Origin of the sequence: Pseudonocardia xinjiangensis (genome assembly GCF_050948425.1) — a bacterium.
GTDB lineage: Bacteria > Actinomycetota > Actinomycetes > Mycobacteriales > Pseudonocardiaceae > Pseudonocardia > Pseudonocardia xinjiangensis.
In genome coordinates this window covers 5,826,403-5,848,695 of sequence record NZ_CP192009.1, presented here as the reverse complement: position 1 = coordinate 5,848,695, position 22,293 = coordinate 5,826,403, and the positions used below count along the sequence as shown (strand labels likewise).

27 protein-coding genes and 1 tRNA gene are annotated in these 22,293 nt (G+C 71.3%); 19 read left to right on the top strand and 9 right to left on the bottom strand.

Going from position 1 to position 22,293, the window contains the following annotated elements:
* The first annotated feature begins 2 nt into the window (after positions 1–2).
* From ACQPZA_RS27480 to ACQPZA_RS27460, 5 genes are read left to right on the top strand one after another with little or no spacing between them, the layout of a single operon-like run.
* Positions 3–752, top strand: a complete 750-nt coding sequence (locus tag ACQPZA_RS27480; protein ID WP_169398140.1) for an ATP-binding cassette domain-containing protein — start codon at positions 3–5, stop codon at positions 750–752.
* Complete coding sequence (locus tag ACQPZA_RS27475; protein WP_169398139.1) at positions 749–1,780, top strand: ABC transporter permease; 1,032 nt, start codon at positions 749–751, stop codon at positions 1,778–1,780. The genes ACQPZA_RS27480 and ACQPZA_RS27475 overlap by 4 nt, the downstream gene beginning before the upstream one ends.
* Entirely contained in the window at positions 1,777–2,814 is a 1,038-nt protein-coding gene (locus ACQPZA_RS27470; protein WP_433275070.1) for a phosphotriesterase family protein, read from the top strand. Before ACQPZA_RS27475 ends, ACQPZA_RS27470 begins: the two co-directional genes overlap by 4 nt.
* A 1-nt stretch (position 2,815) precedes the next feature.
* A complete protein-coding gene (locus ACQPZA_RS27465) occupies positions 2,816–3,565 on the top strand; it encodes a glutamine amidotransferase (protein ID WP_433275069.1) in 750 nt (249 codons plus the stop codon).
* On the top strand, positions 3,562–4,203 hold the full coding sequence (locus ACQPZA_RS27460; protein ID WP_433275068.1) for a TenA family protein: 642 nt from the start codon (positions 3,562–3,564) through the stop codon (positions 4,201–4,203). The genes ACQPZA_RS27465 and ACQPZA_RS27460 overlap by 4 nt, the downstream gene beginning before the upstream one ends.
* A gap of 19 nt (positions 4,204–4,222) precedes the next feature.
* Here the strand turns inward: ACQPZA_RS27460 and ACQPZA_RS27455 are convergent, their stop codons facing one another.
* Complete coding sequence (locus ACQPZA_RS27455; protein ID WP_433275067.1) at positions 4,223–4,846, bottom strand: FMN-binding negative transcriptional regulator; 624 nt, start codon at positions 4,844–4,846, stop codon at positions 4,223–4,225.
* A 122-nt stretch (positions 4,847–4,968) separates the two neighbouring features.
* Here ACQPZA_RS27455 and ACQPZA_RS27450 point away from each other — a divergent pair, with 122 nt between their 5' ends.
* The 12 genes from ACQPZA_RS27450 to ACQPZA_RS27395 all read left to right on the top strand — a co-directional run bounded on the left by ACQPZA_RS27450 (position 4,969) and on the right by ACQPZA_RS27395 (position 12,342).
* Entirely contained in the window at positions 4,969–5,364 is a 396-nt protein-coding gene (locus tag ACQPZA_RS27450; RefSeq protein WP_433275066.1) for a hypothetical protein, read from the top strand.
* 241 nt (positions 5,365–5,605) lie between these two features.
* Positions 5,606–6,031 (top strand): hypothetical protein, encoded by a 426-nt coding sequence (locus ACQPZA_RS27445; RefSeq protein WP_433275065.1) that lies wholly within the window; start codon positions 5,606–5,608, stop codon positions 6,029–6,031.
* A 532-nt stretch (positions 6,032–6,563) separates the two neighbouring features.
* Positions 6,564–7,214, top strand: a complete 651-nt coding sequence (locus ACQPZA_RS27440; protein ID WP_433275064.1) for a hypothetical protein — start codon at positions 6,564–6,566, stop codon at positions 7,212–7,214.
* Positions 7,207–8,442, top strand: a complete 1,236-nt coding sequence (locus tag ACQPZA_RS27435) for an SRPBCC family protein (RefSeq protein ID WP_433275063.1) — start codon at positions 7,207–7,209, stop codon at positions 8,440–8,442. The genes ACQPZA_RS27440 and ACQPZA_RS27435 overlap by 8 nt, the downstream gene beginning before the upstream one ends.
* Positions 8,443–8,445: 3 nt before the next feature.
* Positions 8,446–8,874: a gas vesicle protein GvpJ gene (gene gvpJ, locus ACQPZA_RS27430; RefSeq protein ID WP_433275062.1), complete on the top strand. Its 429-nt coding sequence runs from the start codon at positions 8,446–8,448 to the stop codon at positions 8,872–8,874.
* Complete coding sequence (locus ACQPZA_RS27425) at positions 8,871–9,653, top strand: GvpL/GvpF family gas vesicle protein (protein ID WP_433275061.1); 783 nt, start codon at positions 8,871–8,873, stop codon at positions 9,651–9,653. Before gvpJ (ACQPZA_RS27430) ends, ACQPZA_RS27425 begins: the two co-directional genes overlap by 4 nt.
* 4 nt (positions 9,654–9,657) lie before the next feature.
* Positions 9,658–9,888 (top strand): gas vesicle protein GvpG, encoded by a 231-nt coding sequence (locus ACQPZA_RS27420; protein ID WP_169399619.1) that lies wholly within the window; start codon positions 9,658–9,660, stop codon positions 9,886–9,888.
* A 113-nt stretch (positions 9,889–10,001) separates the two neighbouring features.
* Positions 10,002–10,499: a gas vesicle protein gene (locus ACQPZA_RS27415; RefSeq protein WP_433275060.1), complete on the top strand. Its 498-nt coding sequence runs from the start codon at positions 10,002–10,004 to the stop codon at positions 10,497–10,499.
* Positions 10,496–11,134, top strand: coding sequence for a gas vesicle protein GvpJ (gvpJ, locus tag ACQPZA_RS27410; protein ID WP_433275059.1), 639 nt, complete (start codon positions 10,496–10,498; stop codon positions 11,132–11,134). The genes ACQPZA_RS27415 and gvpJ (ACQPZA_RS27410) overlap by 4 nt, the downstream gene beginning before the upstream one ends.
* A complete protein-coding gene (locus ACQPZA_RS27405) occupies positions 11,127–11,879 on the top strand; it encodes a GvpL/GvpF family gas vesicle protein (protein WP_433275058.1) in 753 nt (250 codons plus the stop codon). Before gvpJ (ACQPZA_RS27410) ends, ACQPZA_RS27405 begins: the two co-directional genes overlap by 8 nt.
* On the top strand, positions 11,876–12,049 hold the full coding sequence (locus ACQPZA_RS27400) for a gas vesicle protein (RefSeq protein ID WP_312859506.1): 174 nt from the start codon (positions 11,876–11,878) through the stop codon (positions 12,047–12,049). Before ACQPZA_RS27405 ends, ACQPZA_RS27400 begins: the two co-directional genes overlap by 4 nt.
* Positions 12,046–12,342, top strand: a complete 297-nt coding sequence (locus ACQPZA_RS27395; RefSeq protein WP_169399623.1) for a gas vesicle protein K — start codon at positions 12,046–12,048, stop codon at positions 12,340–12,342. The genes ACQPZA_RS27400 and ACQPZA_RS27395 overlap by 4 nt, the downstream gene beginning before the upstream one ends.
* Positions 12,343–12,390: 48 nt before the next feature.
* Here ACQPZA_RS27395 and galK read toward each other — a convergent pair whose 3' ends face one another.
* From galK to ACQPZA_RS27360, 7 genes are read right to left on the bottom strand one after another with little or no spacing between them, the layout of a single operon-like run.
* Positions 12,391–13,521 carry a galactokinase gene (gene galK, locus ACQPZA_RS27390; protein ID WP_433275057.1) on the bottom strand — a complete coding sequence of 377 codons (1,131 nt, stop codon included), beginning with the start codon at positions 13,519–13,521 and terminating at the stop codon, positions 12,391–12,393.
* The gene (gene galT / locus ACQPZA_RS27385) at positions 13,518–14,606 is read right to left on the bottom strand and encodes a galactose-1-phosphate uridylyltransferase (protein WP_433283013.1); all 1,089 of its coding nucleotides are present in this window, start codon (positions 14,604–14,606) and stop codon (positions 13,518–13,520) included. The genes galK and galT overlap by 4 nt, the downstream gene beginning before the upstream one ends.
* A gap of 29 nt (positions 14,607–14,635) precedes the next feature.
* Positions 14,636–15,403 (bottom strand): DeoR/GlpR family DNA-binding transcription regulator, encoded by a 768-nt coding sequence (locus ACQPZA_RS27380; RefSeq protein WP_433275056.1) that lies wholly within the window; start codon positions 15,401–15,403, stop codon positions 14,636–14,638.
* Positions 15,403–17,385, bottom strand: a complete 1,983-nt coding sequence (locus ACQPZA_RS27375; protein ID WP_433275055.1) for a beta-galactosidase — start codon at positions 17,383–17,385, stop codon at positions 15,403–15,405. Before ACQPZA_RS27375 ends, ACQPZA_RS27380 begins: the two co-directional genes overlap by 1 nt.
* A gap of 1 nt (position 17,386) precedes the next feature.
* On the bottom strand, positions 17,387–18,304 hold the full coding sequence (locus ACQPZA_RS27370; protein WP_169399626.1) for a carbohydrate ABC transporter permease: 918 nt from the start codon (positions 18,302–18,304) through the stop codon (positions 17,387–17,389).
* A complete protein-coding gene (locus tag ACQPZA_RS27365; protein ID WP_433275054.1) occupies positions 18,301–19,224 on the bottom strand; it encodes a carbohydrate ABC transporter permease in 924 nt (307 codons plus the stop codon). The genes ACQPZA_RS27370 and ACQPZA_RS27365 overlap by 4 nt, the downstream gene beginning before the upstream one ends.
* 13 nt (positions 19,225–19,237) lie before the next feature.
* Complete coding sequence (locus tag ACQPZA_RS27360) at positions 19,238–20,578, bottom strand: ABC transporter substrate-binding protein (protein WP_433275053.1); 1,341 nt, start codon at positions 20,576–20,578, stop codon at positions 19,238–19,240.
* 301 nt (positions 20,579–20,879) lie between these two features.
* Between ACQPZA_RS27360 and ACQPZA_RS27355 the strand changes: the two genes are divergently transcribed.
* Positions 20,880–21,095: a hypothetical protein gene (locus tag ACQPZA_RS27355; RefSeq protein WP_433275052.1), complete on the top strand. Its 216-nt coding sequence runs from the start codon at positions 20,880–20,882 to the stop codon at positions 21,093–21,095.
* 94 nt (positions 21,096–21,189) lie between these two features.
* Positions 21,190–21,262, top strand: a tRNA-Asn gene (locus ACQPZA_RS27350).
* A gap of 62 nt (positions 21,263–21,324) precedes the next feature.
* Here the strand turns inward: ACQPZA_RS27350 and ACQPZA_RS27345 are convergent.
* A complete protein-coding gene (locus ACQPZA_RS27345) occupies positions 21,325–21,612 on the bottom strand; it encodes a tyrosine-type recombinase/integrase (protein WP_433283011.1) in 288 nt (95 codons plus the stop codon).
* Positions 21,613–22,293 lie beyond the last annotated feature (681 nt).

Here is a 22,293-nt window from a genome sequence, read left to right as displayed (position 1 = left end):
GGATGACCGACGCTCTCCTCGTCGAGCTGCGGGGTATCACCAAGTCGTTCGGGCCGGTGCGGTCGCTGCGGGGCGTCGACCTGACCCTGCGCCGCGGGGAGGTCCTCGGCCTCGTCGGTGACAACGGCGCGGGCAAGTCCACGCTGATGAAGGTGCTCGCCGGCGCGGTGCAGCACGACGACGGCGAGATCCGGGTGCGCGGCCGCGCCGTCCGGTTCGCCAACCCGTCGGACGCCAGGGCCGAGAAGATCGGCATCGTCTACCAGGACCTGGCCCTCTGCGACACGATCGACGTGGCCGGCAACCTCTTCCTCGGCCGCGAGCCGCGCCGGGGCCCGTTCATCGATCGCACGACGATGCACGCCGAGGCCGCGCGGATCCTGGCCGAGCTGGACGTGAAGGTGGCCAGTACCCACCAGGAGATCGGCACGCTCTCCGGTGGCCAGCGCCAGACGGTGGCCATCGCCAGGGCGGTTTCCTTCGCCCCCGACGTGCTCATCCTCGACGAGCCGACGGCGGCACTGGCCGTGGCCGAGGTGGAGTCGGTGCTGCGGCTGATCGGCGAGGTCGCGGCGCGCGGCGTCGGGGTCATCCTCATCACCCACCGGCTGCAGGACCTGTTCCGGGTCTGCCACCGGATCACCGTGATGTACGAGGGCACGAGCGTCGACGACGTGCCGATCGGTGAGCTGGACATCGAACGGCTCGTCGGTCTGATCACCCGGTCCGAGCAGCGGGAGGCCTCGGCATGACCACCACCACGTCCACCGGTTCACCCGCGCCCACCGCGGTGCGGCTCGCCCGGCCGCCGTCCTTGTGGGCACGCACCAACAAGGCGACCCTGGTCATGGCCGCGGTGACGCTGCTGGTCTTCGTGTTCTTCTCGGTGGCCGACGCCGACTTCCTGACCTTCGCCAACGTCTCCAACCTCGCCACGCAGGTGGCGCCGACGCTGATCGTGGGCGTGGCGATGACCTTCGTGATCACCGCGGGGCAGATCGACCTGTCGGTCGGGTCGATCGTCGCGTTCGTCTCCGCCGTCTGCGCGCAGCTGCTGCTGGCCGGCTGGGACTCCTCGGTCGTCCTGCTGGCCGGGCTGCTCATGGGCCTGGGCTGGGGCCTGGTCAACGGGTGGTTCACCGCCTACCAGGGCATCCCGGCGTTCATCGTCACCCTGGCGTCGCTCTCGGTGGTGCGTGGCGTCGCGCTGCTGCGCACCGAGGGGTTCTCCGTGCCCATCGCGTCGACCACCTTCTTCGCCCGGCTGGGCGAGGCCAGGTGGCTCGGCTTCTCCCTGAGCGCCTGGATCGGTCTGGTGGTGACCGCGCTCGGCCTGGTGCTGCTGCACCACACCCGCTTCGGGCAGTACGTCATCGGGATCGGTGCCGCGGAGGAGTCCGTGCGCCGGGCCGGGGTCAACGTCCGGCTGGTCAAGATGGCCGCGCTCGGCTTCTCCGGGTTGGCGGCCGGGGTCGCCGGCATCCTCATCGCCGCCCGGCTGGGCTCCGGGTCGGCCAACTCCGCGCAGGGGTTCGAGCTGACCGTCATCGCCGCGGTGGTGCTGGGTGGCACGAGCCTGCTGGGCGGCCGCGGGACGATCGTCGGCACGCTGATCGGCGCGATCCTCACCGGGATGATCGCCAACGGGCTCACGCTGATGAGCGTCAGCCCGTACCTGACGCCGATCATCACCGGCGCCGTGCTGATCCTCGTGATCTGGATCAACCTGCGCGGCAGGGGCATCGGGCCGCTGCTCCGCAGGATCACGAGCCGACCGTGACCGCCGTGCGCACCGTCACCGGCACCGTCGACTCCACCGGTCTCGGGCTGGTCCTGCCGCACGAGCACCTCGCGAACGACGTGGGGGTCGCGTTCCGGGAGGCGGCGGACCCGCGCGTCGCCGCGCTCCTGGCCGGGCCGGTGCGCGCCGACACGGCCTGGGTGCTCGCCGAGCACCCCTACGAGAGCAGGGACAACTGTCGTCTCGACGACGACGCCGCGACGGCCGCCGACCTGGCCGGCTTCGCGTCCGTCGGTGGCGGGACCGTCGTCGACCTGACCCCGCCCGGGATCGGGCGCGACCCCGGACGCCTGCGGCGGCTCTCCCTGGCCACCGGCGTGCGCGTGGTGATGGGCTCGGGCTGGTACCTGGAGGCGACGCACCCGCCCGGCCTCGCGACGACGCCGGTCGACCGGCTCGCCGCCGGCCTGGTGGCGGAGTTCGATCCGGCCCGTGAGCTGCGGCCGGGTGTGATCGGCGAGATCGGCGTGTCCCCGGCCTTCACCGCGGCCGAGCGTTCGGCCCTGCGCGCAGCCTGCCGGGCGCAGCGCGAGGTGGGGGTGCCGCTCTTCGTGCACCTGCCCGGCTGGCAGCGCCGGGCGCACGAGGTGCTGCGGGTCGTGCTCGACGAGGAGGGGGTGGCACCGGGCGCCGTCGTGCTCTGCCACATGGACCCCTCGGGTCCCGACCGCGACTACCAGCGCGCCGTCGCCGACCGGGGCGTGTTCCTCGAGTTCGACATGATCGGGATGCCGTTCCACTTCCCCGGCGAGGGGCAGTCGCCGTCCCCCGCCGACACCGCCGCTGCCGTGGTCGCGCTGGTCGAGGCGGGCCACGCGGGGCGGCTGCTGCTGTCGCACGACCTGTTCCTCAAGGCCATGCTCACCCGCTTCGGGGGCAACGGCCTCGCCTACGTCCCGCTCGTGTTCGCCGACCGCCTGCGCCGGTGCGGGCTGCCCGGCGAGGTCGTGGCCGCCCTCATGACCGACAACCCGCCCGCCCTGTTCGACAACGCTGCAGCGGAAGGACGCTGAATTGGCCCGGATCCTCATCGCCGGCGAGAGCTGGATGACCACCTCGACGCACGTCAAGGGGGTCGACGAGTTCACCGTCCACTCCTACGTGGAGGGTGTGGGCCCGTTGCGGGACGCGCTCACGGCCCGCGGTCACCACGTCGTGCACCTGCCGGCCCACCGCGTCCCCACCGAGTTCCCCGGCGACGCGGAGAGCCTGGGCGGCTACGACCTGGTGGTCCTCTCCGACATCGGGGCCAACTCCATCCAGCTCTCACCCGGCGTCTTCGAACGGGGTGAGCCGGGACCGGACCGGCTCGCCGCGCTGCGTGACTGGGTGGGCGGCGGCGGGGCGGTGCTGATGATCGGCGGCTACCTGTCCTTCAGCGGGTTCCAGGCGCGGGCGGCGTTCCGCCAGACCGTGCTGGCCGACTTGCTGCCGGTGGAGATACTCGCCGAGGACGACCGGGTCGAGTGCCCGGCAGGCGCCGTCCCGCTCGTCGTGGACGCCGCGCATGCCGCGCTGGGCGGCGCCGGCACGGCCTGGCCACCGCTGCTCGGCTACAACCGGGTGGTGGCCAGGGACGGGGCCGAGGTGCCGGCCCTGATCAACGGCGACCCGCTGGTGGCGCTCGCCCCCTACGGCTCCGGCCGGGCCGCCGCGTTCACCTCCGACTGCTCCCCGCACTGGGCACCGGTGGCGTTCTGCGAGCAGTGGCCGGGCTATGCCGACCTGTTCGACGGCCTCGTCCGCTGGCTGGTCCGGGCATGAGCGGGGCCCGTTCGGTGGCGCTGGTGGCGCGGCACACCGCGCTGCTCGACGAGGCGTGCGGCGTCCGGTTCGTCCGCGAGGCGGTCGAAGGCACGCTCGGCGCCGCCGACTTCGCCCGCTACCTCCTGGTGGAGGAGGCGTTCGTGCTGACCGCGGCCCGGGTGCTGGGCCGGGTGGTCTGGGAGTCGGACGCCTGGGAGGCCGTGCTGCCACACGCTCGTTCGCTCACCAACCTGGTGACCGAGCAGCGGGACTACTTCGCCGGGCTGCGCGGGCGCTGGCCCGTGCCCGCCGGCGCGGACGAGCCGACGTTGCGGCGCGCTGCCGTGCTGTCGGACGTCGTCCTCGCGCAGGTGGGGTCTGATGGGCGGGCCGCCGCGGTGGCCGGGATGTTCGCGGCCGAGACGATGTACGCGCGCTGGTGCGCCTCGGCGGCGGAGATCCCGGCCCGCCGAGCGCCCGACCTGCAGGAGTGGATCGACCTGCACACCGCACCCGCGTTCCTCGCCCAGGTGGACGCGCTGCGCGCCGACATCGACGCCCTGGACCCGAGCGAGGTGGGCGACACCGAGTTGGACCGCTGGTTCAGCGGCGTGCTGCGAGCGGAGATCGCCTTCCACGATGCCGTGTATTACTGAAGGGGTGCGGCGGGACGGATCAGACCGGGCGGGCGGCCCGCACCGCGGTGGACATGGGCGCGTCGCCCCGGGCGTCCAGCCCCGCCACCACGCCGTCGATATCCGCGGCCGGCCGGTTCTGGCTCATCTTCACCTTCGCCTCGATGCGGCTGATCACCACCTCGACGCCGACGATCGCGCGCAGCTGCCCGGCCACGAACGCGGACGGCGCGTCGTCGACCGACCACGGGGCGGGTTCGCGCGACTCGTGCAGGTCGGTGAGCCTGCGGACCAGCGCATCGAGCCACGCCGGGTCCTCGTGGGTCCGGAGCTCCCCGTAGACGTGAGCGGTGAGGTAGTTCCACGTCGGCACCACGCGGCCGTGCTCGGCCTTCGAGGCGTACCAGGTCGGCGTGATGTAGGCGTCCGGGCCGTGCACGATCACGAGCGCCTCGCCGACCGGCGGCCGTCGCCACTGGTCGTTGTTACGGGCGACGTGGCCGCGCAGGACGCCGTGCTCGCCGTCGTCCGGGTCGAAGAGGAAGGGGAGGAAGGTGGCGAGCATCCCCTCGTCGGTCATGGTGACCAGGTCGGCGGCCTGCGGGCGGTGGAGCAGCTTCCGCACGGTGGCGGCGTCGGCGGCGAAGTGCGCGGGGACATACACGCGGTCCAGTCTCCCGGGTGGGGGCGTCTGATGGGCGGGGTTTCGCCCACCCACCGGTCGATCGTCCCGGTGTGCGTGGTCTCGGCGATCCGACGATCCGGATGAGATGGCATTGTTTGATCATGCAACGAGAGTCGGGCTCGGGCCCTCGGATGGGCGGCTCCCTTCCCGGGGTGTGCCTCGCCCTGCTGGCCGTCCTGGCCGCGCTGCTGATGATCCCCATCGGGCTCGTCGCGTACCCCGCGTACCGCGCCCAGAGCTGGGCCGCCGACGTGGCCGCCGTCGTGGAGGCCGTGGAGCTCTCCGAGGCGGCCGGTCGGGGTTACTCCTCGGTGCGGTTCGCGCCGCCGTTGCCGGCGGAGGCCCTGGACGCCGCCGCCACCGGTGACCTGGTCGCCGAGATCCCGGCCGACGTGCGGGTCGGGGAAAGGGTGATCTGCCGGGTTCGGCAGACGTTCACGATGGACACCGACTTCGACCGCGGGACCCAGACCAGCATCGAGAGGTGTTGGCGCTAGTCGGCGGCCCGGAGTACCGGCCCCAGGGCCCGTGGAATGCCTATTCCCGGCCCGGTCGGAAATTACGACGCCCGGCGGTTGTGCTAGATCGAGTTTCGTGACACATGCTGATGGAGTACGGCGCCGAACAGCATCTGATCGAGTAGAAGCACGAGCGGACGGGTATCTGACGAACGCGGTCGCACCATCCGTCGGGCAGTTCTGCTCGAACGGAGAGGTGGACGGAGAAGAGGACGGGCTGATGGTCGAGACGACGGGGCGCGCGGCGCCGGGGGCTCCGGCCGGTATCAGCGCCCGGCCCACCGAGCAGGCTCTCGAGGAGTTGAAGGCCAGCCTCCGCAAGCTGCTCGCCACGGTGCTCGAGCGGGCGTTCGGGCTCGCGTTGGAGAAGGTCGAGACGCTGGCCCAGAGCTTCGACGAGATCGCGGCCCGCGGCGGCGTCCCCCTGAACGCGCTGCTCGGTGGCGTCCGGGCGGGGATGCAGGGCCGCAACCCGGTGTGGGGAGCGATCCGGGGAGCGTTCGGCGCGCTGAGCCCGGGAGTCCGCGTGGCGATCATCGTGGCGCTGGTACTCGCGCTGGTCCTGCTGCCGGTGACGGTCGTCCTGCTCCTGCTCGTGTTGATCGTCGCCGCCGTGTGGCTGGCTGTGCGCGCCGCCTCGCGATGACGGCAGGGCGCTGACCCGGCGAGGTGCCGGTCGGCTCGCGGCGCGCTCGCCCGCGTGCCGCCGCGCCCGGACCATCCGGGGCAACGGGCGATGGTCCGGGCGGTGGTCGGCGCGGCTGTCCTGGACGGAACCATGGGTCCGATGCGGCAGGCTCCCCGGACGATCCGGTGGACGGATCGTCCCGGCGCCGCACTGCGCGCCACCTGCAGCGGAGGGCGATCGCGCTGTCCGGAGCGCGAACTTCGACAGCCGACTGGGCATTCCGGTGATTTCGTGGCGATCACGGCAGCTTTACTCCATCTGAGTTCCGGCACTCGGCGGCGCGCCCTGCGCCGAACGGCCTAATTTCACGAAGATTCTTCCGTGAGTGACCCGCAGGCGTGTGTGCGGCCTTCACCGGGGGTAGTCGTTGTGGCGGCCGTCAGGAGGCGCGTATTGCGTCGGAATGGTTTCGGCGCGATGGTTGTCGTTTCACACGATTGCCGAAACCAACAAATAACTGACATCCGCGACTACGGACAGAGGAGATCCAGTGAAGTGTGGAGCCCGAGTAGCCCTCGGCGTGGTCGGCGGCTACTTCCTCGGACGAACCAAGAAGATGAAGCTCGCCATGATGCTGGGCGGGATGGCTGCCGGGCGGCGGGCGGGAGGTCCCGGCGAGCTACTGAAGACCGGGACGAAGCTCCTGAACAGCTCGCCCGAGTTGTCGCGGCTCACCGATGAGGTGCGCGGCCGGCTCCTGGAGGCCGGCAAGAGCGCCGCGCTGGCAGTGGCCGCTCGCCAGGTCGAGTCGCTCACTGACCGGGTCGGCAAGAGGGTGGAGTCCCTCGGCGACGTCGCGGCACCGCGCCGGCGGAAGGCCGACGAGGAGGCCGAGCCCGAGACGGACGAGTACGAGGACGAGGACGTCGTCGACGACGACCGCGCGCCTGCCGCGGAGGACGAGGACGACTACGAGGACGAGCCGGAACCCGAGCCCGAGCCGAAGCCCGCGGCCCGGCCCAGGACGCGCTCGACGAAGGCGGCGCCTGCCCGCGCCGGCAAGAACGCAGCGGCCGCCACGGCGACGCTCAAGCGGACGGCAGCCCCGGCTTCGGGTGCGGGTCGCGGCGCGAGCAAGTCCACGGCCGGCCGCAAGACCGGCCGGACCGCACGGACCCAACGGAGCGACGGCGATGGCTGAGACGACCGACAAGCCGAGCCTCAGCGACGCGCTGCCCACGGACGCGCTGAAGGATGCCGGGCAGCGCCTGCTCGGCCTGCTCGTGCAGCGTGCCGCCGAGGCCGCGACCGACCGGGTGAGCGGCCTGTCCGAGCGCCTGACCGGCGTCGCCGAGAACGGCGGGCAGGGCCTGCGGACCGCGCTCAGCGGCAAGGAGCGCGCCGAGAGCGACGAGGACGACGGTGAGGAGGGTGACGACGACGAGTCGCGCCCCGGCCTGCTGAAGCGGGGGTTCACCGCCCTCAAGGACAAGATGAAGAACGCCTTCGGTGGCGGCGGGGGCTCGGGCGGCCAGAAGAAGCTGAAGGTCACCGTCATCAGCGAGAGCCAGGACGTCGGCCTGCCCCTGCGCACGACCTACGACCTGTGGACCCAGTTCGCCGACTTCCCGACCTTCATGAAGAAGGTCGAGAGCGTCGAGCAGGCGTCGGACGAGAAGATGAACTGGAAGGCGCAGGTCTTCCTGTCGCACCGGACGTGGGAGGCGACGGTCGTCGAGCAGGTGCCCGACTCCCACATCGTCTGGCGGTCGAAGGGCCCGAAGGGCCACGTCGACGGCGGGGTCAGCTTCACCGCTCTCGGCCCCAACCTGACTCACATCGCGCTGATCCTCGAGTACTACCCGCAGGGTCTGTTCGAGCGCACCGGCAACCTCTGGCGCGCCCAGGGCCGCCGGGCCCGGCTGGAGTTCCAGCACTTCCGCCGGCACGCGATGAGCAACGTCCTGATCCACCAGGAGGACGTCGAGGGCTGGCGCGGCGAGATCCACGACAGCGAGGTCACCAAGACCCACGAGGAGGCCATCGAGGAGGAGCAGCGCGCCCAGGAGGAGGAGGACCAGGCCGCCGAGGACACCGCCGGTGCCGAAGGCGCCGACGAGGAGACCGAGGGCGACGAGGACACCGGGCGCGAGGCAGCCGAGGACCAGTCCGAGGAGGGCGACGAGGACACCGAGGACGCCGACGGTGGCGCCGTCAACGGCCAGGCGTACGAGGAGGAGGACGAGGCCTACGACGAGGACGACGAGTACGCCGACACGGGCGACGAGTACCAGGACGACGAGGCCGAGGACGAGTACGTCGACGAGGAGCCGGAGGAGGTCGCCGAGGCCGACGAGGACTCGGACGACGAAGGGGCCGAGGAGGCCCGCCGACCGGTGGCGGCGTCGAGATCACGACGGGGGCGATGACGAATGACAGTGTCGGCACAGAGAGGCGGCGGCGGGGGTGGCGTCGTCGAGCGAGGCGGCGGTGGCCCGGGAGGTGGGCTCGCGGACGTCATCGAGCTCATCCTCGACAAGGGCCTGGTGATCGACGTGTTCGTGCGTGTGTCCCTGGTCGGGATCGAGATCCTGACCATCGACGCCCGGATCGTCGTGGCGAGCGTGGACACGTTCCTGCGCTTCGCCGAGGCGACCAACCGCGCCGACCTCTACGGCAAGGGCGCCAAGCCCAAGGACCTGGGTGAGCTGACGCAGAGCATCACCGAGGGCGGCGCCAAGGGGAAGACCTCCGGCGCGCTCGACGCGGCCGTCGACAAGGTCGGCGAGCTGCTCAGCAGTGGGCGGGAGGATCGGGAGCCGGTGCGCCGGCGTCCCCGTCAGCGGGAGCGTGACGAATGAGCGAGGCCGTGAGCGACATGCAGACGCCTGAGGGCGACGAGGAACAGGTGGTCCCGGTCTACGTCTACGGGCTCGTCCGGGTGGGCACGGAGCTGCCCGCCGGGCTGGAGGGCCTCGGACCGTCGGGCCAGGTGTCGACGATGGAGCACGGTGAGGTCGCGGCGATCGTCAGCGACGTCCCGCTGGACCGCCCGCTCGGCACCCGCAAGGACCTGCTCGCCCACGAGGCGGTGGTCGATGCAGTGGCGGCGAACGCCGCCGTCCTCCCGATGCGGTTCCCTGCCGTCACCGCGGAGGACGCCGTGGTCGAGGAGCTGCTCGCGCCGAACCAGGACCACTTCCTGTCGGTCCTCGACGACCTCGAGGGCAGGGTTCAGTACACCTTGAAGGGCCGTTACGTGGAGGACTCGGTGCTGGGCGAGGTCCTGCAGTCCAACGCCGAGATCCGGGCCCTGCAGGACAAGATCAGCGAGCTGCCCGAGGACGCCTCGTACTACGACCGCGTCCGGCTGGGCGAGCTGGTCGTCAACGTGCTCGAGGAGCAGCGCGAGGGTGACGCGGCGCAGATCCTGGAGCGCCTGGAACCGTTCGCCGTAGCGGTCGTGGCCAACCAGCCGGGCCAGCCGGAGGACGTGGTCAACGCGGCCTTCCTGGTGGAGCGTGACCGCCTGGGCGACTTCGACGAGGCGGTGGAGAGTGTGGGCACCGAGCTGGACGGCCGGATACGGCTCCGGCTGCTCGGTCCGCTGGCGCCGTACGACTTCATCCCGGCGGAGTGATCGCGTGGGCCTGCTGACCGGTCTGCTCACCCTGCCGCTCGCTCCTGTTCGCGGTGTCCTGTGGATGGCTGAGCAGATCCGGGAACACGCCGAGGAGCAGTACTACGACCCGGCTCGGATCCGCGCCCAGCTGGAGCGGATCGACGAGGCCCGCCAGAGCGGCGAGCTGTCCGACGAGGAGGCCGACGAGCTCGAGAACGAGCTGTTGCAACGGCTGATGGTGCGCCGGAGCTAGGTCCACGGCCGGATCCGTCCCCGGGTTGCCGCATCGGATGCCGTGTAGTCGGCTGGATGTCCGATGATGTCCGACCGACGCCTGGCATCCGACGGGCGAGGGATGGAGCCGAGGTGGCTGACGAGGAGCAGGTGGCACCCCGTCGCTTGCGAGAAGTGGGCAACGGCAGCGGGCGGGAGGCGAAGCACACACCGCCCGCTGCCGAGCGGGACGAGGAGCACGACGAGCAGGACAGGCCCCGGCGGCGACCGGCCGGCGGACCGCCCGCCGGGTCGGGAGCCCGCCGCAGGCCTGCTCCGGCAACCGACCGGGACGACGGGCCCGGTCCGCGCGAACGGCCGGCGCCCGCCATCCGGGCGGCCGCGGCCGCGCGCCTGGCCATGGAGAACGTTGCAGAGTTCACCGGGCTCGAGCCGGAGAACGTGGTCGCGATCGACCGCCGTGACGGCGACTGGCATGTCGACGTCGAGGTCGTGGAGAGCCATCGGATCCCGGACACCACCGACGTCCTCGCGATCTACGAGGTGCGGCTCGACCCCGATGGTGATCTGCTCTCGTACCGCCGGACCCGGCGGTACGCACGTGGCCAATTCGACAAGGAGAGCCGATGACTTCCGGCGGCCTACCCATGTCCAGCCGTGCTCGTCCCCCCGAGCGCAGGCAGGAGACGTCGACCAACCTGGCCGACATCCTCGAGCGGGTCCTGGACAAGGGCATCGTGATCGCCGGGGACATCCGGGTCAACCTGCTCGACATCGAGCTCCTGACGATCAAGATCAGGTTGCTGGTGGCCTCGGTCGACAAGGCCAAGGAGATGGGCATCGACTGGTGGGAGCACGACCCGACGCTGAGTTCCGGCAAGAGCAGTGGTGGTCTCGTCGAGGAGAACCGGCTGCTGAAGGAACGCATCGCCGCGCTCGAAGCGGGGAGCGCGCCGGAGCTCGACGGCGGCGCGGCCCCCGCCGGGCGGTCGGTCGTGGCACCGAGGGACGTGGTGGAGCCGGCCCCGGAGGTGGTCGAGCCGGCCCCGGAGGAGCTGGTCGACGCCGAGGAGGACGAGGAGCCGGCGGACACCGAGGACGACGAGGAGCTGGTCGACGCCGAGGACGAGGAGCTGGTCGACGACGGCGAGGAGCCGGCTGACCCGGAGCCGGAGCCGGAGGAGGCGGTCGAGCCGGCCCCGTCGAGGAGGCCCCAGCGGCGAGCACGGCGTCCGGTCGAGCGGCGGAGGCGCGACGATGGCTGACTCCCTCGTGTACGTCTACGCCGTCACCGACGCCGCCACGCAGGAGCTCCCGGCGGTCACCGGTGTCGACGACACCTCCGTGCGGCAGGTCGTCTCGGGCGGGCTCGCGGCGGTGGTCAGCTCCGTCGACCCCACGCGGTTCAGCGAGGAGGCGCTGCGGCGCAGCTTGGAGGATCTGCAGTGGCTGGAGAGCACCGCACGCGCCCACCACGGCGTGGTCGCGGCCGTGGCGCAGTCGGGGCCGGTGGCGCCGGTGCGGCTGGCCACCGTGTACCTGGATGACGACAACGTCCGGGCCCTCCTGGACGACAACGGCCCGGCGTTCGCCGCCGCCCTCGACCGGATCAGGGGACGCACCGAGTGGGGCGTGAAGATTTTCGCCGCGCCCGCGCCGGGCGGGGCCGAGTCACCGGCCGTCGACACCCGGCCCGGCACGTCCTACCTGTTGCGCCGGCGCGCCGAGCGCGACCGCGCCGCCCGCGGTCTGCAGGATGCGGTCGCCGCGGCGGAGGCGGTGCACGGCGACCTCGCGGCCGTCGCGGTGGCGAGCCGCCGGTACGCACCGCAGGACCCACGGCTCAGCGGCCACCGTGAGGAGATGGTGCTCAACGCCGCCTACCTCGTGGACGAGGCCGGGGCGGCCGCACTGCACCGGCTGATCGAGGACCGGGACGAGCCCACCCTGCGGCTCGAGCTCACCGGCCCGTGGGCGCCGTACTCGTTCGCCACGCTGGAGGAGCAGTGACCGCCGCCGTGCCCGACCGTGACGTGGCGCTGGTCGACCTGCTGGACCGGCTGCTCGCAGGCGGCGTCGTGATCACCGGCGACATCACCATCTCGCTGGCCGACGTCGAGCTGGTGCACATCTCGCTGCGCGCTCTGATCAGCTCCGTGCAGACCTTGGTGGACTCATGACCGATCTTCCCTCGAAGATTCAGCTCGACCCGGAGGCGATCGGCCGCGATCTCGGCAGGCTCGTGCTCACCATCGTGGAGCTGGTCCGCCAGCTGATGGAGCGCCAGGCGATCCGCCGGGTCGAGTCGGGCGATCTCCCGGACGAGACGGTGGAGCGGCTCGGGCTCGGGCTGATGCGCCTCGAGGAGGCGATGACCGAACTCCGGGAGCACTTCGGCCTGCGGGCCGAGGACCTCAACATCGACCTCGGCCCCCTGGGCGACCTGCTCCCGCGCTCGACCTTCCGCGACTAGGAGCTCAGCGCGCGGCCGGCCACCACGTGTGCGCGGTCATGGCGACCGTCAGCTCACCCGCTGCGCCCCGGCCGACGGCTCCGCGGCGCGGATCTCCGGCTCCCGGTACCCCGCCTCCGAGAACGCGGCCCGCACCTCCGACGCGACCGTGCCGGTCTGTTCCAGTGGCACCAGCGCGATGGCCGAGCCGCCGAACCCGCCCCCGGTCATCCTGGCTCCGAGCGCGCCGGCGCGCCGGGCCGCCCAGCAGGCCAGGTCGAGCTCGTCGGACGACACCTCGTAGTCGTGGGCGAGCGAGGCGTGCGAGGCGTCCAGCAGCGGGCCGATCTCGGCCAGGCGTCCCGCGTCCAGCAGCGCCACCGCATCCCGCACCCGGGCGATCTCGGTGACGATGTGGCGGGCGCGGGGGAGGAGCTCCGGGTCGAGCGTGGTGACCTCGGCGAGCGTGACGTCGCGGAGGCTGGGCCTCCCCAGCGCGGCGGCCGCCTTCTCCACGGCCGCGCGGCGCTTCCCGTACTGGCCGTCGGCGAGCCGGTGCCGGACGCGCGTGTCGATCACGAGCACCGCGAGTCCGGCGTCGGCCGGTGCGAACGGGACCGCGCGGTCGGTGCCGTCGCGCATGTCGAGCAGCAGCGCGTTGCCCGCCACCGCCAGCATCGACGTGGCCTGGTCCATCCCGCCGGTGGCCGCGCCGACCACATCGTTCTCCGCGCTGATGCACGCCGCCGCCAGCTGTCGCCTGCCGGAGGGCGTGCCGCCGAGCCCGAGGCCGAACAGGTCATCGACGGCCAGTGCGGTGGAGCACTCCAGCGCCGCGGACGACGACAGCCCCGCCCCGAGCGGCACGGTGTCGGTGACCAGCAGGTCGATCCCGCCGACCTCGTGCCCGGCCCGCCGCAGCGCCCACAGCACGCCGGCGGCGTAGCCGGCCCAGCCCGCGGGGGAGGCGGGGCCGATGTCGTCGAGCGTGCCGCTCCAGTCGTCGTCCTCGGCGAGGCTGCGCAGCCGGACGCGGCCGTCGTCGCGGGCGGCCACCTCGACCACGGTGCGCTCGGCGATCGCGAACGGCAGGCACAGGCCTTGGGCGTAGTCGACGTGTTCGCCGATCAGGTTGACCCGGCCCGGGGCGGCCCACCGGCCGTCCGGTGCGCGCTCGAAGAGCTCCCGGAACCCCGTCACGGCGTGCCCACGTCCCGCAGCCGCTCCGCGATCCGTTCCGGGGCGGCGTCGTTGATCCAGGCGCCTGCGCCCGACTCCGACCCGGCCAGGTACTTGAGCTTGCCCGGCGCGCGCCGCAGCGAGAACAGCCGCAGGTGCAGCCGGGTGAGGTCCCGCCCGGTGTGCACGGGCGCCTGGTGCCAGCCGGCGATGTAGGGCGGCAGCTCGCCGAAGTAGCGGCTGAACCGCTGCAGCAGGTCGCGGTACATCACGGCGAGCTCGTCGCGCTCCGCGCCGTCGAGGGCGGCGAAGTCGGGCACGGCGCGGTGCGGGACGAGATGCGCCTCCACGGGCCAGCGCGCCGCCGCTGGCACGAACGCCGTGAAGTGCTCGCCCTCCAGGACGATCCGGGTGCCGGCCTTGCGCTCGCTGTCGAGCACGTCGCCCATGAGGTCGCGGCCGGTGCGCTGGCGGTGCTCGGCCGAGCGCGCGAGCAACTGCGCGGTGCGCGGGGTGACGAACGGGTAGGCGTAGATCTGCCCGTGCGGATGCTCGAGGGTGACCCCGATCTCCTTGCCCCGGTTCTCGAAGGGGAAGACCTCGTCGACCCCCGGGATCGCGGAGAGCGCGGCGGTGCGGTCGGCCCACGCCTCGATCACCGTGCGCACCCGCTCCACGGGCAGCGCCGCGAAGGACGAGTTGTGGTCGCTGGTGAACAGGACGACCTCGCAGCGCCCCACGGCCGGGCGCTGCGGCCACAGCGGGTTGCCGTCCACCTCGGGAGCGATCTCGCCGTCGATCTCCTGGGCGAAGGAGGGGAACCGGTTCTCGAACACGACCACGTCGTAGTCCGACGCCGGCACCTCCGTCGGCTCCTTGCCCGGGCGCGAGGGGTCGAGCGGGCAGTGCTCGGCGGGCGGCAGGAACGTGCGGTCCATGCGGTGCGCCGCGATCGTCACCCACTCCCCGGTGAGCACGTCGAACCGCATGATCGAGCCGTGCGTCACCGACGGGAGGTCGCGCGTGTCGGGCACCACCCGGCTCGCGCCGCCGCTGACGTAGGGCTCGGTGTCGTCGAAGTAGATGAGCTCCCGCCCGTCGGCCATCACGGTCGGGGTACGGCGGACCTGGACGTTCACGCGGCCAGCACCAACCGTCCGCAGCTGTTGTCCAGGATCTTGCGCGCGTCGGAGTCGAGGCCGTCGTCGCAGATGACGACGTCCACCTCGTCCAGAGTCGCGATCGTGCTGAGTCCCACTACTCCCCATTTCGAACTGTCGGCGACCACCGCCACCTGCCGGGCGCTCGCGACCAGCGCCCGGTTCGTCTCCGCCTCCACCAGGTTCGGTGTGGTGAACCCGGCCTCCGCGTCCATCCCGTGCACGCCCATGAGCAGCCAGTCGACGTGCAGCCGCCGAAGGGCTGCCACCGCGACCGGCCCGACCAGCGCGTCCGACGGGGTGCGCTCGCCACCGGTCAGCACCACCGTCAGGTCGGACCGGGGCGACTCGTGCAGCACCTCCGCCACCCGCAGCGAGTTGGTGACGACGGTGAGGCGCGGGATGTCGAGCAGCACCGACGCCACGGCGTGCGTGGTGGTGCCGGCCGAGAGTGCCACCGACGCGCCCGGCTCGATGAGCGCCGCCGCCGCGGTCGCGATGGCCTGCTTCGCCGCGGTGTGCAGGCCCGCCTTCGCCGCGAAACCCGGCTCCTCGACGCTGCTGCCCGCCGCGGTGGCGCCGCCGTGCACGCGCGTGACCAGCCCGCGGGTGGCGAGCACCTCGATGTCGCGGCGCACGGTCATGTCGGAGACCCCGAGCCGTTCCACGAGCTCGGAGACGCGGGCGCCACCGGTGGTGCGCACGGCGTCCAGGATCAGCTCCTGGCGCTGGCGAGCCAGCATCAGGTCCCCTCCTCCCGGACGACGGCGGCGCCTCCCGCCGGCACGTCGACGGTACCGCCCACACGTTCCCCGGTGAGCAGGTCGAGGCCCCGTGCGGGGACCTTCACGGGATCGTGGCTGCGGTTGAGCACGAAGAGGTGGCGACCGCGTCGCACCAGCTCCACGCCCGGTTGCGCTCCGGCGAGGCGGGTCACTCCGGCGTCGCGGGTGAGGCGGTCGGCCAGCGCCGCGGTGGCCGCGTCGTCCAGCCGGGTGGCGAGGTACCAGGCGACGCCCTCGCCGACGGCGCGGCGGGTGAGCGCGGGTGTGCCGGGCAGCGGCCCGTCGGTGTAGCTGGCGACGACCTCGGCGCCGGGCGCGGTGAGGACCTCGGTCCACAGGTCGGCCGTGCTGCCGTCGTCGAGCGTGACCGTCTGTCCGGGCAGCAGCGGTGCGAACTCCTCGGCCCGCACGCCCAGCAGCTCGCGGAACGCCCCCGGATAGCCGCCCAGCCGGATGTGGTCGCGCTCGTCGACGATCCCGGAGAAGTACGTGACGAGCACCTGCCCGCCGGTGCGGACGTACGCGTCCAGGGCGGCGGCCGTGGCGTCGGAGGCCAGGTACAGCGTGGGGACGATCACGAGCCGGTAGCCCGCGAGGTCCGACTCCGGGTGCACCACGTCGGCGGTCGCGCCCAGCTCCGTCACAGCGCGGTGCCAGCGGTGCACGGCGTCGACGTACCGCAGCTCGCCCGTGGGGTGGGAGCCGAGGTCACACGCCCACCAGGAGTTCCAGTCGAACAGCAGCGCGACGTCGGCCTCGACCCGGCTCCCGGCGACCTCACCGATGCGCCGCAGCGCGTCACCCAGCCCGACCACCTCCCGGAACCGCTGCGAGTCGCGGCCGGCGTGGGGGACGAGCGCGGAGTGGAACTTCTCCCCGCCCGCCCGCGAGGCCCGCCACTGGAAGAAGGCGACGCCGTCGGCCCCGCGGGCGACGTGGCGCAGCGAGTCGACCAGCAGCTCACCGGGCCGTTTCGCCACGTTGACCGGCTGCCAGTTCACCGCCGAGGTGGCCGACTCCATCAGCAGCCACGGCGCGCCGCCCGCGACCCCGCGGGTCAGGTCGTCGGTGAAGGCCTGCTCGGCGCGCGGGTGCGCCAGCCGGGCGTCGAGGTAGTGGTCCTGCGCGATCAGGTCCAGCTCCGGCGCCCAGCGGAAGTAGTCCTGCTCGGACTGATGCGAGCTGACCATCAGGTTCGTCGTCACCGGCACGTCCGGCGACAGCCGCCGCAGCAGGTCCCGCTCGGCCCGGTAGTAGTCGAGCAGCTCGTCGGAGGAGAAGCGCGCGAAGTCCAGCTCGTGGGTGGGGTTGGGCACGGCAGGGGTGATCCGCGGCGGCAGCACCTCGTCGAAGCTCGTGTAGTGCTGCGACCAGAACGCGGTGCCCCAGGCGTCGTTCAGCGCGTCGATCGAGCAGTACCGGTCGACGAGCCAGCGCCGGAACGCCGCGGCGCTGACGTCGCACCAGCACTTGCCGATGTGGCAGCCCAGCTCGTTGCTGACGTGCCAGAGCCGGACGGCGGGATGGCTGCCGTAGCGGTTCGCCAGCTCCTCGACCAGCCGCAACGCGTGCTCCCGGAAGACCGGCGAGCTGGGACACCAGGACTGCCTGCTGCCCGGCCACAGCGTCCTGCCCTCGGCGTCGACGGGCAGCATCTCCGGGTGGGCATGGGTGAGCCAGGGCGGCGGGGCTGCGGTGGCCGTGGCCATGTCCACCGCGATCCCGCCGTCGTGCAGCAGTCCGAGCACCTCGTCGAACCAGCCGAAGTCGTACCGGTCGGGCCCGGGTTGCAGCAGCGCCCAGGAGAACACCCCGAGCGTCACGAACCCGACGCCGGCCTCCCGCATGAGTTCCACGTCCTCACGCCATACGGAGGGCGGCCACTGCTCGGGGTTGTAGTCACAGCCCAGCGAGATGCCGTCGAACGGGAGTAGCGCCACATCAACCCTTCGTGGAGCCGAGCGTGAGCCCGGAGACGAACTGCTTCTGGAGGGCGAAGAACACGACGAGCACCGGCAGGGCGACCAGCACCGACCCGGCCGAGAGCAGGTTGTAGTCGACGAAGAACTGCCCCCGCAGGTTGTTGAGCGAGCTGGTGATCGGGAGCTTCTGGAAGTCCTGGATGAGGACCGTGGCCCAGAAGAACTCGTTGTAGACCCACGTGGTCTGCAGCACGGCGAGGGCGGCGAGAGCGGGCCGGCACAGCGGCAGGGTGAGCTGCCAGTACTGGCGCCAGACGCTCGCCCCGTCGATCTCGGCCGACTCGTAGATCTCCCTGGGCACCGTCTTCATGTAGTTGCTCAGCACGAACGTGCAGAAGCCCATCTGGAACGCGACGTTGATCAGGATGAGTCCCCAGTAGCTGCCGAGCAGCGAGCCGCTGTCGCTCATCCACTCCGGCAGCGGGATCTGCCGGTACAGCCGGAAGATCGGGATCAGCAGCGCCTGCGGGGGCAGCAGGTTCGCGGCCAGGAACACGCCGAGCAACGTCAGGTTGAACGCGTAGTTGAACCGCGCGAGGACGAACGCGGTGCACGACGACAGGAGCAGCACCAGCACGACGGCCGGCACGGTGATGATCAGGGAGTTGAGGAAGCCCTGCGCGAAGTTCCCGCGCTCCCACGCCTCGGCGTAGTTGGCGAACGTGAACCCGCCGAACGAGGCGTAGCCGTGCTCCGTGGTGTAGGCGTAGTCGCGGAAGGAGTTGATCACCGCCCAGGCGAGCGGGAACACCCACGACAGCGACACGACGATGAGGAACGCGTGCAGCAGCGCCCGCGGGCCGCGTCGCCGTGGCGGCCCCGCGGCGTTGCCCGGGGTGGCCTGCCGAGCAGGCGGCGCGACCGTCGTCATGCTCATGTGCGGTCCTCCCTCATGACGACGCGCAGGTAGATCGTGATGAACACCGACGAGATCAGCAGCATGATCGTCGCCATCGCCGAGCCGAACCCGATGCGGCTCGCCTCACCGACGACGTTCGCGGTGACCAGCGCGGCGATGATCTCCAGGCCGTTGCGGCCCTGGTTCACGATCCACACCAGGTCGAACGCGCGCAGCGACTCGATCACCACGACGACGATGACGATCAGGTTGATCGGCCGCATCACCGGCAGGATGATCCGGAAGAACGTCGACACCTCCCCGGAGCCGTCGATCGCCGCCGCCTCCCGCAGCGACGGGTCCACGCCCTTCAGCCCGGCCAGGTACAGCAGCATGATGTAGCCGGTGTGGCGCCAGCCGGTGGCGAACAGCACCGCCCACAGGTTGACGTCCGGGTCGCCGTACCAGTCGATCTGCGTGCCGAGCACCGCGTTGAGCAGGCCCTGGTCCCGGCTGTAGAGCAGCTGCCAGATGAAGCCGACGAGCGCCAGCGACAGCACCACCGGCATGTACAGCGCGGTCTGGTAGATGCGGCTGCCCTTCAGCTCCTTGTCCAGCAGCACGGCGAACAGGACCCCGAGCAGCGTGGGGCCGACGATCAGGAACGCCAGCCACAGGACGTTGTGCTGCACCGCGGGCCAGAAGGGCGGGTAGATCGTCGCGATGTCGACGTAGTTGTCGATCCCCACGACCTTGATCCGGTCGAGACTCCCGATCCCGTTCCACGACGTGAACGACAGCAGCACCGAGCCGATCGCGGGCAGCCAGACCAGGCCGATCACCAGCAGCGCGGGGACCACGACCATCAGCGTGACCACCACCCGGTCGCGCGGTGCCAGCTTGCGCTGCCGCCGCGTGCGCGGCAGGGCCCGGCGCGCGGCGCGCGTGTCCGACGTCATCTCGCAGCTCCCGTCAGCTCGAGAAGATCGACTGCTTCTGGGCCTCGATGCTCTTCACGAGGCCGTCGACGTCGTTCGGGTTGCTGATGAACTGCTGGAACGCGGGGATCACCACGGTGGAGGCGAAGTCGGGGCGGGTGTCGCGGTCGAGGAACTGCGCGATCTCCGTGGCCTGGCCCACCAGCTCGGCCGACTTCAGCTGGAGCTGGGAGTAGGGCTTCGTGTCGGCATCGGAGTTGACCGAGATGATCGGCAGGCCGGTGGTGGCCGCGGCGGCCGCGGCCTGGGGCGAGGCCATGTACTTGAGGAACGCGATCGCGCCCTCCTCGTTCTCGGGGCTCGCGGACATGCAGAAGCCGTCGATCGGCGCGTCGATGGCAGTGGCGCCGATGCGGGAGTCGATCTCGGGGAACGTGAAGAAGTCGAGGTCGTCCTCGTCGTCGGGGAACTGCTCGTTGAGGAACGTCCCGAGCACGTACATCCCGGCCTGCTTCTTCTGCAGGGTCTGCGCGGCCTCCTGCCAGGTGCGGCCCAGCGCGTCGGGCTGGTGGTAGGGGAGCAGCCCGCGCCAGGTATCGAAGACCGTCCTGACCTGCGGGGAGTCCCACGAGCCCTGACCCGCCATCAGGTCGACGTGGTACTGGTAGCCGTTGATCCGCATGTTGAGCATGTCGAACGTGCCCATCGCGGGCCAGCCGTCCTTGTCGCCGAACGCGATCGGCACGAGCCCGTCGGCCTGCATCCGCTGACACAGCGCCCGGAACTCGTCCAGCGTCGTAGGCACCTGGTACCCGGCCGCCTGGAACATCGACTTCCGGTAGAAGACGGCCCACGGGTAGTAGGACTGCGGGACGAAGTACTGCTTGCCGTCGTCGGCGGTGGACTGCGCCTTGAACTTGTCGGCCACGCCTGGCAGCGGCCAGGCCGAGCTGACGTCGCCGATGAGGCCCTGCTCGGCGAAGAACCGCATGCGGTAGCCAGCGAACCAGGAGAACACGTCGTCCGGGTTGCCCTGCAGGTAGGTGTTGATGTTCTCCTGGAACGTGTTGTGGTCGACCGCGTTGATCGCGATGGTCGTCCCCGTGGCCTTCAGGTAGTCGGCCGCCTGGGCCTCGCGCTGCTTGGCGAACGTCGTGCCGCTCTCGTTGGAGCCGAGCGAGACGGTGCCCGGCCCCGCCGCAGCCCCGCCCTGGTCGCCCCCTCCGCCGCAGGCCGCCAGCAGGCCGGTGAGACCGACCCCGGCCCCCACCCCGAGCGCTCCCCGCAGGAGGGCCCGCCGACCGATTCCCCGCGCCGCGACCGACGGCGGGACGAGCCGTGCGAGGTACTCGGCCTGGGTCTGCGGACGTGGCATGTCGTCTCCTTTGACGAAGGGCACAGTGAGGAGCCGCCCGAACACAACACAACAAGTTCGAACAGAACCGGAACGGAGAATGGTGTGACCACCCGCACAAGTCAAGGTTCTGAAGGTCTCGAAACGGTCGCTTCTGCGCGGAACGACCAGGAGACCGCACAACTCCGCACATCGGCCGCGTACCCGCCATCTGCGCCAACGCGCTGCACCGAACGCACCCTTCCGCGACGCTCGTCCCGCACTGCGTCACCCGCTGGTGCAGGATGGCCGCCACACGGAGATCCACGAGCCGGGAGGCGTCATGCTGAAGTTTCTGCTGGGTGCAGCCATCGGCTATGTGCTCGGTGCCAAGGCGGGCCACGAGCGCTACGAGCAGCTGCGCCGCACCTACCAGCGGGTGGCCGACCACCCCGCCGTCCAGGGAGCAGCCGGCGTCGTCCGCGCCCGCGTCGAGGAGACGGTGAACGGCGGCAAGCACACCACCGACACCCCCGTCACCACCGGCCGGCCGCTCTGACCAGCCCCCCTCGGCGACGGGGGCCCTGTGACGGTGGGTGGGAGCGGTGCGCTAAAGTTCTCCTGCCAGCGGGGGTCGCCCCCGCGCCGAACGGTCCTCCGTAGCTCAATTGGCAGAGCATGCGACTGTTAATCGCAGGGTTACTGGTTCGAGTCCAGTCGGAGGAGCTGCTCCCCAGGTCAGGCCCCTGCAGGGCTGCGGCAGTCAAGATCGACACATGACTTATCCATCACCTATCGGTGAAGGTCCTGCCGACTGCAACCTGGAGAGCCTCAGCCGTACGGAGGCTCGTCAGCCGCCGGACGAGGTAGTTGTCCTGAGTCATCGAGACCTTCGCGTGCCCCAGCTGGTCGGCGATCTCTCGGGCTGAGAGCTCGCTCTCATCCAGGATGGTTGCGCACGTCTTACGGAAGACGTGGCTCGTGACCCAGGAGAACTCCCCGCTCCCACGGGCTTCGCGAAGGTCTCTGGACGTGTTCGACGGATCACGCCAACCGCCGTCCGAATCGGGAAACACAGGCCCTCCCTTCGGTGAAGCAAGCTTGACCACATCACTCCGGCGCGAACCCGTTGCCCGCGCCGCGGGAACCGAGACCGGCTACCGCCGGTGATCGACTTGGGCCGGACGCGCCGGCGTTCGGTCGTGGGCCGGCTTCCGCCGTCGCGGACACCGAGGTTCGTACGCTCTGCGGCGAGCTTCTACTGCTGCTCCGGAACCGCCGCACTTCGGAAGGACCGGACGTCCGCGACGACCACCGGCCCTTGGTGCCGTACTTGGCGATGTAGCCCGCCAGCGCGGTGTCGGTGATCCGCGACATCTTCGGCGCTGCGGTTGATCGGCAGGTGCACCAACAGCAGGTAGCGGGCTTGCCCGGTTGACGAGGGTGCCGATCACCGAGCGGCTGGCGGCGGTCGATGATCGGATGGGCAAGCGCTGTGGCCGTTTGGTGCGGGATTCCGTCGGCGTCCCTGATTTGGCGGATTGTCGTCTTCGACCACCGTCGAGAGCCAGCTTTGTTTGACGATGCTGTCAAAGTATGCGAGCTTGTAAGCCTGACAGCGATGTCAAGCATGGCGCTGTGACCCCCGACAGGTCGATCGAGGGCTTGCCGGGCACGCACGCGGGGAGGTCGAGATGGCTCAGCACAGTGCGGCGTCACTCGAGGGCGGGCCTCCGCTACGTCCCGCCGGAGCAGCT

Excerpts from the sequence above, each read along its gene's own strand:
- ACQPZA_RS27480 (WP_169398140.1), top strand. The coding sequence starts at position 3 with ATGACCGACGCTCTCCTCGTCGAGCTGCGGGGTATCACCAAGTCGTTC.
- ACQPZA_RS27475 (WP_169398139.1), top strand. The coding sequence starts at position 749 with ATGACCACCACCACGTCCACCGGTTCACCCGCGCCCACCGCGGTGCGG.
- ACQPZA_RS27460 (WP_433275068.1), top strand. The coding sequence starts at position 3,562 with ATGAGCGGGGCCCGTTCGGTGGCGCTGGTGGCGCGGCACACCGCGCTG.
- ACQPZA_RS27450 (WP_433275066.1), top strand. The coding sequence starts at position 4,969 with ATGCAACGAGAGTCGGGCTCGGGCCCTCGGATGGGCGGCTCCCTTCCC.
- ACQPZA_RS27445 (WP_433275065.1), top strand. The coding sequence starts at position 5,606 with ATGGTCGAGACGACGGGGCGCGCGGCGCCGGGGGCTCCGGCCGGTATC.
- ACQPZA_RS27435 (WP_433275063.1), top strand. The coding sequence starts at position 7,207 with ATGGCTGAGACGACCGACAAGCCGAGCCTCAGCGACGCGCTGCCCACG.
- gvpJ (WP_433275062.1), top strand. The coding sequence starts at position 8,446 with ATGACAGTGTCGGCACAGAGAGGCGGCGGCGGGGGTGGCGTCGTCGAG.
- ACQPZA_RS27425 (WP_433275061.1), top strand. The coding sequence starts at position 8,871 with ATGAGCGAGGCCGTGAGCGACATGCAGACGCCTGAGGGCGACGAGGAA.
- gvpJ (WP_433275059.1), top strand. The coding sequence starts at position 10,496 with ATGACTTCCGGCGGCCTACCCATGTCCAGCCGTGCTCGTCCCCCCGAG.
- ACQPZA_RS27405 (WP_433275058.1), top strand. The coding sequence starts at position 11,127 with ATGGCTGACTCCCTCGTGTACGTCTACGCCGTCACCGACGCCGCCACG.
- ACQPZA_RS27395 (WP_169399623.1), top strand. The coding sequence starts at position 12,046 with ATGACCGATCTTCCCTCGAAGATTCAGCTCGACCCGGAGGCGATCGGC.
- galT (WP_433283013.1), bottom strand. The coding sequence starts at position 14,606 with ATGGCCGACGGGCGGGAGCTCATCTACTTCGACGACACCGAGCCCTAC.
- ACQPZA_RS27380 (WP_433275056.1), bottom strand. The coding sequence starts at position 15,403 with ATGCTGGCTCGCCAGCGCCAGGAGCTGATCCTGGACGCCGTGCGCACC.
- ACQPZA_RS27370 (WP_169399626.1), bottom strand. The coding sequence starts at position 18,304 with ATGAGCATGACGACGGTCGCGCCGCCTGCTCGGCAGGCCACCCCGGGC.
- ACQPZA_RS27365 (WP_433275054.1), bottom strand. The coding sequence starts at position 19,224 with ATGACGTCGGACACGCGCGCCGCGCGCCGGGCCCTGCCGCGCACGCGG.
- ACQPZA_RS27360 (WP_433275053.1), bottom strand. The coding sequence starts at position 20,578 with ATGCCACGTCCGCAGACCCAGGCCGAGTACCTCGCACGGCTCGTCCCG.
- ACQPZA_RS27355 (WP_433275052.1), top strand. The coding sequence starts at position 20,880 with ATGCTGAAGTTTCTGCTGGGTGCAGCCATCGGCTATGTGCTCGGTGCC.